This is a genomic window from Candidatus Eisenbacteria bacterium, assembly GCA_013140805.1.
In the GTDB taxonomy this organism is placed as follows: Bacteria; Eisenbacteria; RBG-16-71-46; order RBG-16-71-46; family RBG-16-71-46; genus JABFRW01.
This window is the reverse complement of record JABFRW010000191.1, coordinates 1-12059: the sequence shown is the minus strand read 5'-3', so window position 1 is coordinate 12059 and position 12059 is coordinate 1. Positions and strand designations below refer to the sequence as shown.

Sequence of the window (12059 nt, the reverse complement as noted above, 5' to 3'; positions counted from 1 at the left end):
ATCGAGTCGCGCGCGCTCGAGTCGGCGAGTGCGGGGCGGTCGAGCACCGAATCGAACGGCGCCTGCGCGCGGACCGGCGCGGCGAGTCCGGAGGCGGCGAGCACGAGGCCGGCCGCCAGGGCCAGGATCCGGAGGCTGAGTCGACGGGTCGGGTTCACGGGGCGACAAGCCTACCGGACCTGCCGTCGCTCGCGCATGAAAAGAAGAATGGCGAGGGTCGTTCGGGCTGCCGGGGGCACACCCTGAACGTGCGGAACGCTGCGTGCACCACGATCTGCACGACCGCTCCCGCCCCTCGCCAACCGCGAGCGGCGCTGTGGTGGGCCGCTACGGCCTCACAGCCACCGCCGCGATTCCTGCACCACCGCTACTGCAGAACGGTGACTCGTTGAACGAACCGGTCGCGACCCAGATGAGCCTGCACGATGTATTGCCCGGCCGCGACCGGTCTACCATTGTCGTCACGGGTGTCCCACGCGAGCGTGTGCCTGCCCGCTCCGCGCAGTCCGCCTGGGAACGACCGAATGTGACGCCCGCCGACATCGAAGATCTCGGCGCTGACTTCGCGCGCTTCGGGCAGCACGAACTCGACCGTGACCTGCGTGCGCGCGGGATTCGGAAATGGACGCGAGAAGCTCAGCACCAGAGGCGCATCGCCTACGCCGACCGCGCCGGTGACGATGTAGGACACCACATTCGAGAGTGGCGATTGATTGCCCTGGTCATCACGCGACTTGATCGCGAAGTAGTAGCGGTTGCCGATCGTGAGATTCGAGATCGTGAGGGTCTGGGTGGTTCCGGCGACACCGGGGGCCGGCGGCGAAGGAGCGCTGGTGGCGAGAATGAAATTCTGATCCGTGATCGGGAGCAGGTGATAGCGAACATCGTACGACGTGGCAACTCCCACCATGCCGTCGTCACCGGGAGCCGTCCATTGGAGCTGGACGCTACCCTGAGCGAGCGCGGTCACGGGAAGTCCGATCAGGAATGCGATGATGCCGAAGCGCCGAATGCCGGATGCAATGCGCACAGAAAGCCCTCCCCAGCCCACGAATGGAGATTCGTCGGCGAAGTACTCGCAGCGGCCATGCCTCAGTGATCACGAGCGCGGGAGAGTGGGGCGCGTCGCGTGAGTATTTCCCGCGAGAGAGGGAACGCGACCGAGATCGGTTCCGAGGAGTTCGCGGTGCTGTACTGCTGGGTGTCACGCACGATCAGCGGTGGGATTGATCGTGCCGGAGACGGGCGTGAGCCCGGTTGAACGATGCACCGATCATCGGGCGAGACGGTCGGTGCGGCTTCTCCAGTTCCGGGCTCGCGCGGGGAGTGCCGCAGATTTCGCGACGACGCGTTCCGGAGTTCCGTGTTGTGTACTAGCAGTAGACGCGCCAACACAGGTGGCGATTGCCACCTAATCGTAAAGTGTCAATGCCCGCGCGGCCGCAACGTCACTTCAAGATCACGACTCGACGCGTCCCTGCGTCCCGATCGTCGACGCGAAGGTAAACAAAGTACATACCGGAGTGAACAATCTTCCCGTCCGATTCTCGTAAGTTCCACTCGAGCGTCGACTCGCCCGCAGCACGTGGACCCCTTGCAAGCGTCGCAACTCGCCGGCCTCCGGCGTCGAACGCCTCGGCGCTCACGATCGCGGCCGCGGGCAGGCGCAGCGTGAAACGCGTAACGCCGCGCGCCGGATTCGGCCACGGGCTCGAGAGCGCGATCCCGCTCGAAGCGATGACCGGCGGTGCTCCGAGCACCGCATCGGTCGCGCCGTCGAAGGTCACGGACTGAGGCGGCAGGCCGGTCGAGATCGGACCCGCAACGACCTGCTCGTCCGCCATCCGGATCACCACCAGCCCGGGATCGGCAAACGTGTTGCGGCACACCCACAGCTCGCCGCGATCGTTGGTCTCGAAGTCCGGAACGCCGAAGCCGTTCGGCACCGTGTAGATCGCCGGCGAGACTGCGCCGTCGACGAGGCTGAACGGCACCACACGACCATCGGAAAACGAGTTCACGGCCGCGTAACCACGGGCGCCGTCGCGCACCGCGACGTCGGAGATCTCGCCGCCGAGCGCCGCCTCGGTGACTAACACGCCGAGCGTCGTCCAGCCGAGCGGATCGATCGCCTCGATCCCACCGTCGAGTGCGCTGAAGCTGCCGCTGCAGCCGATCAGCAGCCGCGTGCGCGAGCGATCGAATACGAACGAACTGAATGGATTCCGCAGCGCGAGCGTGATGCCCTGGACGCCGGAAGTGTTGGGATCCACATCGACCAGCAGGTCGGTCTGGGTGTCGATGACCGCGACGATGCTCGGATTCGAAGGCGAGAAGTTGGTCAGCCGCTGGCAGGCCACGAACAGCCACCGCCCGACGCGGATCATGTGCGCCATTTCGGGGAGGCCGTCGGAGTCGGCGAGCGGCGCGAGTGAGATCGGTGCCGCCACCTCGGCGCCGGTGACCGGATCCACCACCAGCACCGAAGCGGCTCCGTAGCGCGAGACGTACGCCTTGAGCGGCGAAGCGAACACCAGGTCCTGTGGATTGGCGCCATTGCCGACCGAGTACTGGCTGAAGGTGTCGAAGCTTGGCGCGCCTCCGATCACCTGCACGTTGTCGGCGCCGAAGCGATTGACGACGAACAGGTAGCCGCCGAACCACCGCGAGACCGCGTCGGCGTTCAGGTCCTCGACATCGAGCGTTGCGATGCGCGAGTCGAGCGACACGACACTCAGCGAGCCGGTGCTGAAGTCACTGGTGATCGCGAAGGCCCGGGTCTGTGCGGCGTGTGCGAGTGTCGAGGTGGCAAGCAGAAGCGCCAGCGGGGTGCCGAGCGCGGTGCGGTGGCGTGCGAGCATGAGGGCCCCTTAAGGCCGCGAGGGCGCGTCGGATGCAAGACGCGCTTCGCAGGCGATGGTGAGACTGCGCCCCGGCAGCGGGAATCCCGCGACATCGGTGGCACGATCGTTCGTGAGGTTGCGGCCTTCGAGCACGGCGCGAAGGCCTCCGACGGCGAGCGGAGCTGCGAGTCGCGCACCGAGCAGGCGGCGCGCCTCGACGCTGTAGCGGTTGTAGCGGTCGAGCGGGTTGTCATCGATCCACTGCAGATCGAGTGCGGCTCCGAAGCCGTGCCGCGCCCAGTCGAGTCGTGCGTAACCCTGGCGCGCGGGGCGTTGCGGCAGTCGCCGACCGTTCCAGTAGACGACCGGCCCGGTGTCGATCGCGCGCTGCGAGGTGAAGCTGCCGGTCACGGCGAAGCCCAGCGGCAGCCGCCCATGAACGCTCCATTCATCGCCCGAGATGCGAGCGCTCGAGACGTTCTGCGCCCGTACGCTGCTCTGCGAGACGCGCACGTAGACGATCAGGTCGCGATGCTGCGACTCGAAGTGCGACCACGCCGCACTCACGCTGCGCTGCGCCCACTCGAAGCCCGCGTCCCAAGCTTCGCTGCGCTCGGGCGTCAGTGTCGCGCTCCCGAGCACGCTGCCCTGATTGCCGAACAGCTCGCAGAAGTCGGGAGCCCGCTCGGCGCGGCTCCAATTCGCGCGCGCGGCGAGTCCCGCCGGCAGTGAGAGCCGGGCACCCAGTTGCGGCGAGGTGAAGTCGCGCGTCACGCGCGTGATTCGGGTGCCGAGGGTTCCGGCCGAAGCGAGCGCGTCGTCGAAGCGATCCCAGCGCGTGGCGCTGTGAAGGAGCAGGCGATCCACCGGGGACCGCCACTGGACCGCGACCGCACCTCCGAGTACGTCGCGCCGGCTGCCGGGCGGATCGGCCCACGGATCCAGCGCATCACGCAGCCGCGCATCGTCGCGGCGCGCATCTGCGGCGGCCTGCGCCGCAAAACCGGCGGGCAGGTCCTCCCACCCGAACTCCAGGTGGGCGCCGGCGCCGCGCGTTCGATCGTTCGAGTCGTGGCGGCCGAGTCCGAGTTCGGCGCGCGGATCGCTGAAGCGGTCGCGGGTGTCGGTGTGTGCGAGCAGTGCTCGCAACGACGGCATCGCGCCGTGACCCGGCCGCGCGGCCTCGAGCTGCGTCACGAATTGTTCGCGCTCGAGCCGGGTCGCGAGCGCCGGCACCGCGCCGAGTCCCGGAACCCCCTGGTCCTTGCGCTGCCAGTGCTCGCGCGCGGTCAGGCGCCAGCGACGCGCATCGAACGTGGCGCTCGCCATCACCTGCCACGACTCGAGCCGATTGTTCAACCGCGCGTGCAGCGAGTCGTCGTTCGCGTTGAAAGGCGTGCCGTTGTCGTCGAGGTATTCGAAGCCGCCCGCGGTCGAGAGCCGCCCGGCGGCAAGCCGCGTGGCGAGCGGCCCGCGTCGCCCCCCCATCGCGACGGCCGCGTCCCAGGTCTCGAAGCCGCCGCGCGCCGCGCGCGCCTCGAGGCTGCGTGCGCCGATCTCGTGGCTCACCAGGTTGAGTGCGCCACCACCCGGCGCGACTCCCATCAGGAGCGGACTGGCGCCGCGCCACACTTCGATGCGCTCGATGTCTCCGAGCGGCACGTCGGCAAGATTTGCCGTGCCGTAAGCCGCGGTGGTGAGCGGCACGCCATCGAGGTAGACGGCGACCTGATTCGACGGGGCGCCTCTCAATGAGACGGTGCTGAACGCCCCCAGCCCGCCGTACTGGACGACGTGAGCACCCGGCGATTCGGCCAGCAACTCGGGCAGCGTCGGCGTCGCGCGGGTGCCGGCGCGCGGCGTGAGTTCGGTGAGCGAGGCGGTCGGGTGTCGGCGGCGAGCGTTCGAGACGGCACGGTCGCGCTCGATTGCGATGCCCGGAATCGGCACCACGCGCGCCGAATCAGCCCCACTCGCGAAGTTCGACGCACGCGAGGAGTCCGCCGCGAACGTCGCGGCGAGAAGGCAGGTCGCCAGCAGCATGTCGATCACGGCGTCCAACGCACCCGATCGAAACGGCCCCACTCCGGAAAGCACGACGCGGAGAAAGGGCCGAAGGCAACCTCTCACCCCGTCGCTCTCCAACCGGAGCACTGGGCGCAATTAGCGTTCGGGCAGGTTTCCTGACTCAGGGCCTGAAGAGATCCGGCCTTCCCAACCGCAGCGGTCAGTGGCGAACGTTGGATCTCTCGGCGCCCTTCACAGTGGCGGGACCGCGGGGGATTTTCACCCCTCTTCCCTTTTACCCGTTGTGGGCACCCGAACGATGTCGAGCGGCATACTGCGCGCGGGCCCGGGCAGCGTCAAGAACAAACCTGCCGAAGCCGTACGGTGCGCGACCGCCATTTCGCGGCGATCCCGCGCGGTCATTCGTCCGCGATCCCGCGCGCGGTCACTCGTCCGCGATCTCGCGCGCGCGGCGGAACACCGCGTGCCACATCTCGCGGGTGAGCCGCCGGGTGTTCGTGTTCTGACGGCTCGGATGGTACGAGCAGATCACGCGGCGGCCGTCGGGCAGTCGCGACTCGGCGCCGTGCGCGAAGCGCGGACGTTCGCTGGCTGCGAGGCGCTCCCACCAGCCGCTCGCACGCAACCAGGCGTCGCGGGCGATGTGGCCGAGCAGCACCACGACTCGAACATCTTCGAGCAGCGCGAGTTCGCGCTCGAGAAACGGGCGGCAACGCTCGAGCTCGACGGGTGTCGGCTTGTTCGCGGGCGGCGCGCAGCGGCCCGAGGCGCTCACCCACGCGTGCCGCAATTGCAGGCCGTCGCCGCGATGCGTCGACTCGGGCTGGTTCGCGAAGCCGAAGCGATGCAGCGCTTCGTAGAGCCAGTCGCCGCTCGAATCACCCGTGAAGACTCGCCCGGTGCGATTGCCGCCGTGCGCGGCCGGAGCCAGCCCCACCACCAGCAGCCGCGCGCGTGGATCGCCGAACCCGGGCACCGGTCGGCCCCAGTAGTTCTCGGACGCGAAGGCGCGGCGCTTTTCCCGTGCGACCTCGCGGCACCAGGTGCGCAGCCGCACGCACTTCTCGCACGCTACGATCTCGCGCTCGAGCGTCGCCAGTTTCGCCGCTCGACCGGCGATCGCGCTCTCGCGCCGCGCGGGAACCGGGCGTGCGACGCTCAGCGGCCGAGCCACACGAAGCTCGTCGTCGATTCGCCGGACGCCCCGCGCCACCGCGCGAGATAGCGGCCGGGCGGGACCGGGCGACCGTCGAGATCGACGCCAGTCCACCCATACTCAAAGGTCGATTCCGCGAGATCGCGCTTCCACACGCCGCGACCGAGCGCGTCGAGAATCTCCAGGGTGCCCGGATGAGGCCGGGTCGCGAGCCTCAGGCTCACGACGCCTCGCGCCGGATTCGGTGCCACCTGAATGCCGCCCCCGTCGCCGGCTGGAATCGGCGCCGACGGGCTCAGTCGCAGCAGTGCGAAGCCACCAGGTTCGATGATGAGTGGAACCGAGACGCCATCCGGGTCCTCGAGCCCTTGCGCTCGATTCCAGGTACCAAACTGGGTGAGCAGGTCGACGTCCAGTCGCCCGAGGCGCAGCAGCACGACCTGGGTCGCGACCGGATTGCGGTTCACGACCACCAGGTGCATGAGTCCACCGGGTCCCAGGAATCGTCCCAGCGTCACGCGACCCGCGGTCCCACGCACGAACGGGTCGGCCACGAACGGCTCGGCCCCCGCCGGGAGATCGCCGGTGACCTGCGTCGAGATCCACGCGCAGTCGGCGAGTGTTTCGCCAGCCGGTCTCAGTCGTGCATGAAAGTCTCGCAACACGTCGTAGGCCGGAGTCCGAGTGCCGTTGCGAGCGATGATCGCGGACTGGAAATTCCAGAACGTGTCGGGAGCCGGCGTCCAGTAAGTGAAGTAGCCGATGCCGCGCGCGCCATAGGCGAGCAGATGCGACGCCTGCCAGCGCAACTCGCCCGCGGTCAGCGCGCGGTACGGACCATGCTCGACGAGCTGCACGATGCCCCAGAACGGCACGCCGTGCGCGTCGGCGACCGCGCGCAGGCCGCTTGCGAACTCGAAGAACCGTCCGCGCGTTTCGGTGCGCAGGAAGTCGTAGTGCGCACTCGACAGCACCGCGGCCGGAATCGAGTCGAGATAGCCGCTCATGTAGCTGCGCCACTGCGAGTCGGTCGCGAACGATGCGGGCCCGAGCAGATTGTTCCAGGTCAGGTGCGAGGGATCGCGAGACCTGAGCGCCTCGTGCACGGAGCGCTGAGGTGCCCAGGGCGGAGTGGGCTCGTCGCCGAGGTACCAGCCGAGGAACGCCGCCGAGCCGCGATAGGCCGCGGCGGCGGAGTCGAGCAACGCGGATCCTGCAGGCGTCTCGAGACCGAGTCCGAACGCGGCCGCCAGCCGGTCGTCGAACACCAGGCACTGAAGTCCGGAGGCAGTCGCATGCGAGAGACGAGCGTGATTGTCGGGCGGCCGCCCCGCATCGTTCTCGGGCGGAAGCATCAGGTTGAGCCCCAGTTCGGCCATCTCGTCGATGCGGGCCCGGGTTGTCGATTCGGGCGGCGGGCTCACCCAGCCGAACAGCACGAAACGCGGCGGGCCGGACGCCGCCCGTGCGTTCGCCGCGCGAGGACTCGGGCGCGACGCGAGGCTCGCGCTCGGCGCCAGCAGGGCCGAAACGAGGCTCAGGCATGCGATCGCTTCAGAGGCGCGCAACGCGTGTGCGACCCGATCGGCTCGCGATCGTCCGCCGACCGGCCTTGCTTCCCGCATCGCGACTCCTTAGTTTCCCGCGGTGCTCGAACGACTGCGCGGCATGCTCATCGGTGCGCCCAAGAACCTGTTGGACCCGCGCATCCACCACTCACTCGCGCTGATCGCCTTCTTCGCATGGGTGGGTCTGGGTTCCGACGGCCTCTCCTCCTCGTCGTACGGCCCCGAGGAAGCGTTCCTCCAGCTCGGCGCCCATCGCCACCTCGCGCTCTATCTGATGATGGCGATGGTGGTGACCATCTTCCTCATTTCCGCCTCGTACAGCCAGATCATCGAGTTGTTCCCGAGCGGCGGCGGTGGCTACCTGGTCGCGAGCAAACTGCTGGGCCCCTACCCCGGCATTCTCTCGGGTTCGGCGCTGCTGGTGGACTACATCCTCACGATCGCGATCTCCGTGGCCTCGGGAGTCGACGCGATCTACTCCTTCCTGCCCCCGGAGTGGCAACCGTTCAAGCTCTTCAGCGAGCTGATCATGGTGACCGCGCTCACCACGCTCAACATGCGCGGGGTGAAGGAATCCGTGGTGGTGCTGACTCCGATCTTCCTCGGGTTCATGGTCAGCCACATCACTCTGGTGCTGTTCGGCATCTTCACGCACACGAGCGCATTCCCCCACCTGCTCACCGATACCGTCTCCGACACGCGCGGGGCGATCACCGACCTCGGGTGGCTCGGGGTCATCATCGTGTTCCTCAAGGCCTACTCGCTCGGCGGCGGAACCTTCACCGGGATCGAGGCGGTCAGCAACAGCACCGACATCCTGCGCGAGCCGCGCGTCGAGACCGGCCGCAAGACCATGACCTACATGGCGATCTCGCTCGCGTTCATGGCCGGCGGCATCCTGCTGTGCTACCTGCTCAACGACGTGCAACACGAGCAGGGCAAGACGCTCAACGCCTCGCTGTGGATGGCGCTGGTCGCTCACTGGCAGCCCGGCGGACTGCCGATCGGCGACGTGATCGTGTGGTTCACGCTCATCACCGAGGGCGCGCTGCTGTTCGTCGCGGCGCAAACCGGCTTCGTCGCCGGACCGCGCACGCTCGGCGCGATGGCCGCCGATCAGTGGGTGCCGAAACGCTTCGCACACCTGTCGGAACGACTCGTGACGCAGAACGGCATCATCAGCATGGGCGTGGCGGCCGGGCTGGTGCTGATCTACACCGGCGGCGCGGTCAAGATCCTGGTGGTCATGTACTCGATCAACGTGTTCATGACCTTCACGCTCACCCAGCTCGGCATGATGCGTCACTGGTGGATGACGCGAAAGGTCCAGCAGCACTGGCGTCGTCGCCTCACGATCGCGACCACCGGCACGCTGCTCACGGCGATGATCCTGGTGGTGACCTCGGTTGTGAAGTTCCTGCAGGGCGGTTGGGTGACGCTCGCGGTCACCGGGGCGCTGCTCGGATTCTGCGTGGTGGTGAGGCGGCACTATCAGGGCGTGCGCCAGATGCTGTCGTCGCTCGACGACGTGCTGACGAATCTGCCGCTGCCCGAGGTCACCGAGAGTCCCGAGCTGGCGCCCGACGGGCCGACCGCGATCGTGCTGGTCGAGTCGTACGCGGGGCTCGGCATCCACACGCTGTTGTCGATCCAGCGTCTGTTCCCTCGCCACTTCAAGAACTTCGTGTTCGTGTCGGTCGGCCTCGTGGATTCGGGGCAGTTCAAGGGCGTGCAGGACCTGGAAGCGCTCGAGAACAAGGTGCGCGGTGGGCTCGAGCAGTACGTGGACCTTGCCACCCGCCTCGGCTACTACTCGGAGTATCGGTACACGCTCGGCACCGACCTGATCGCCGAACTCGAAGACATCTGCCTCGACCTGATCAAGGAGTTCCGTCGCCCGGTGGTGTTCGCGGGTCAGCTGGTGTTCCAGCGCGAGAACCTGTTCACCCGTTCGCTGCACCACGAGACGGCGTATTCGATTCAGAGACGACTCCAGTTCCGCGGCGTGCAGGTCATCATCCTGCCGATCCGCGTGTGGGAGACGAAGCGCGCGGCGTGAGTCGCGGGAGGACGAGATGTTCGCGATCGATCTGAAGGGCAAGCACGCACTGGTGATGGGTGTGGCAAACCACCGCAGCCTGTCGTGGGCGATCGCCCAGCATCTCCACAAGGCGGGCGCCGAGCTGTGCCTCACCTACGCGAGCGAACGGTTCAAGGGCATGGTCGAGGAGTGCGCGAAGGAAACGCCGGGGGCACTGCTGCTCGAGTGCGACGTCACGAACGACGCCAGCATCGACGCGGTGAGCGCCGAGCTGGCGAGCCGGTGGGGATCGCTCGAGATGTTCGTCCACGGCGTGGCGTTCGCTCGCAAGGAGGACCTCGAAGGCACGTTCGTCAGCACCTCACGCGAGGGCTTCCAGGTCGCTCTCGAAGTCAGCGCCTACTCGTTCCTCAACGTCACGAACCGCGTGCTCCCGCTGCTCGAGAAGAACGGCGCGAGCCTCGTGACGCTTTCCTACCTGGCCGCCGATCGCGCGGTGCCGTCCTACAACGTGATGGGCAGCGCCAAAGCGGTGCTCGAACAGATCACGCGTCAGATGGCGCTCGAGCTGGGGCCCAGGAACATTCGCGTCAACGCGATCTCAGCCGGCCCGGTCAGCACGCTGGCGGCGCGCGGCGTGCACGGCTTCGTCGGCATGCTCAAATCTCACGCCGAGAAGGCGCCGCTCAAGCGCAACATCACGAAGGACGAGGTCGGCGGCGCCGGACTGTTCCTGTTGAGCGATCTCGCGAGCGGCATCACCGGTGAGACGCTGATGGTCGACGCAGGCTACAGCGTCGTCGCCTAGCGCGCGGCCTCGCGGCGGCTAGAAGCGGCTCTCGATTCTGAGCTGGGCGCCTTCGAAGGCCAGGACCTTGTAGCAGGTGCCGGCGGTGCAGGCGAGGCCCTCTCGGATCTGGCCAGCGGTCACGATGACGCGGTGGCGTTCGGAGATCTGCGCGCTGACGACGCCGCTCAGGTAGTGGCGTGGCTGCACGCCGGGACTCACGGCGTCGCGCGGGCGCTCTTCGGCGGGGTCCGTGGTGCGCTGCCAGACCAGTGCGGCGCTCCCCCACGTGGCGTGTTGGAGTGAGACCGCGAGGTAGTCGTCCTCGAAACGGTCCGGCGTGCGGCGGGCCTTCAGGTGCTCGACGTCGAGCGAGGCGGAGAGCTCGCGAGGCAGGCGTGCGGTCGCGCTGATGCCGACGGTCTCGCGGTAGCGAAAGCCCTCGAAGTCGTCGCGATTCGAGTCGTAGAACAGCGCACCCTCCAGCGCGGGCCAGCTCACGGGGCTCAGGTGCACTTCGACGAAGCGCTCGGAGAAGCGGCGCGGCGGCAGCGACGGACTCACCAGTCCGTCGCCGCGGCTCACATTCGCGACCACCTGCCCCCAGCGCTCGAGCCGGTACGAGGCCTCGAGCTGATAGCCCTCCTCGTCGTCCGAGGCGAGCACATGGGTGCTGCGATTGAGCAATGGAAACGAGTGCTCGCGCACCAGCGACGGCGGATCGTTGATGCCGGTGCGGAACTTGGTGTAGTCCTTCCATTCGGCCGACAGCGCGAAGGGTCCCGCGATCAGGTTGCTCGACGCATAGAGCGCACTCGGCACCTGATTCGACTCACCGCGGAACTTGAAGAAGTTGTCGAGCTGCGGCTCGCGTCTCGCGTATTCGGCCGCGATCGGGAATGCGACTCCCTCGACTCCGGCGAGCCTCAACGGATCGAGTTCGAGGAAGCCCGATCCGAACTCGTCCTGGCGGCTGCCGTCGCCGCTGAACCGCGTGTAGGCCGCGCCCAGCTTCGCGTCGCGTGGAAGCCGAACGACCGCCTGACCGCCGAGCAGCTCGCCGCGATGCAGCGGCAGTCCGAGCAACTCAGAAATCGCCGGGGAGTACTCGCCGCTTCCGGGCTTGCCGCTCAAGCCCCGCAACTCCACGGGGCCGAAGCGCCCCTCGGCCAGCACGCCGTCGACGTCTCGTGCGAAGCCCCACCGCGAGCGCAGCCCGGCCTGATCGAGCACCACGCCCGGCAGCTCGAATGAACGATGCAGCAGGCCGTTGCCGAGAATGGTGTAGACGTTTCCGAGGCGCAGGCGGAATCGTTCGTCCGCGATCTCGAAGTAGCGCTGCGTGATCTCTTCGTAAGTGAAGGCATCCTCACTGTTGCGGTTCGACTCGTAGCGCAGTCCGACCAGCGCTCGATCGATCGCGAACGAGCCGTTGACCTGGGCGTAGGTGTCGGTGCGATTGCGAGGCTCGGCGAACGGCGTGTTGCCGCCCTGCACTTCGACGAAGCCATCGATCGCGAGCTGGGCGCACACGCTGCGTGGCGCCGCGACGATCGGCGCGACTGCGACGAGCGCCGCGAGGGTGGCAAACGCACCGCGCATCACCGCGGGTCCGGCTCCGAGGTCGCGGCCGGCG

Annotated in this window: 9 protein-coding genes and 1 riboswitch; of the genes, 2 read left to right on the top strand and 7 right to left on the bottom strand. The window is 67.9% G+C overall.

Annotated elements, in window-relative coordinates:
- From HOP12_14630 to HOP12_14605, 6 genes are all read right to left on the bottom strand, one after another.
- Positions 1-158: hypothetical protein (locus HOP12_14630; GenBank protein NOT35377.1), on the bottom strand; the 158-nt coding region annotated here is incomplete at its 3' end.
- A gap of 209 nt (positions 159-367) precedes the next feature.
- Positions 368-1030 carry a hypothetical protein gene (locus tag HOP12_14625; protein NOT35376.1) on the bottom strand — a complete coding sequence of 221 codons (663 nt, stop codon included), beginning with the start codon at positions 1028-1030 and terminating at the stop codon, positions 368-370.
- 418 nt (positions 1031-1448) lie between these two features.
- The gene (locus HOP12_14620; protein ID NOT35375.1) at positions 1449-2861 is read right to left on the bottom strand and encodes a hypothetical protein; all 1413 of its coding nucleotides are present in this window, start codon (positions 2859-2861) and stop codon (positions 1449-1451) included.
- A 9-nt stretch (positions 2862-2870) separates the two neighbouring features.
- Positions 2871-4904, bottom strand: coding sequence for a TonB-dependent receptor (locus tag HOP12_14615; GenBank protein ID NOT35374.1), 2034 nt, complete (start codon positions 4902-4904; stop codon positions 2871-2873).
- 94 nt (positions 4905-4998) lie between these two features.
- A riboswitch (cobalamin riboswitch) is annotated at positions 4999-5181 on the bottom strand.
- A 114-nt stretch (positions 5182-5295) separates the two neighbouring features.
- A complete protein-coding gene (locus HOP12_14610; protein ID NOT35373.1) occupies positions 5296-5991 on the bottom strand; it encodes a uracil-DNA glycosylase in 696 nt (231 codons plus the stop codon).
- 38 nt (positions 5992-6029) lie between these two features.
- Positions 6030-7652: a hypothetical protein gene (locus HOP12_14605; GenBank protein ID NOT35372.1), complete on the bottom strand. Its 1623-nt coding sequence runs from the start codon at positions 7650-7652 to the stop codon at positions 6030-6032.
- 43 nt (positions 7653-7695) lie between these two features.
- Between HOP12_14605 and HOP12_14600 the strand changes: the two genes are divergently transcribed.
- A complete protein-coding gene (locus HOP12_14600; protein NOT35371.1) occupies positions 7696-9654 on the top strand; it encodes an APC family permease in 1959 nt (652 codons plus the stop codon).
- Between the two features lie 16 nt (positions 9655-9670).
- Positions 9671-10444, top strand: coding sequence for an enoyl-ACP reductase (locus tag HOP12_14595; GenBank protein ID NOT35370.1), 774 nt, complete (start codon positions 9671-9673; stop codon positions 10442-10444).
- 18 nt (positions 10445-10462) lie between these two features.
- On the opposite strand, the gene HOP12_14590 is transcribed toward HOP12_14595, so the two are convergent.
- Positions 10463-12059 (bottom strand): hypothetical protein (locus HOP12_14590; protein ID NOT35369.1); only part of this gene is annotated, 1597 nt, incomplete at its 5' end.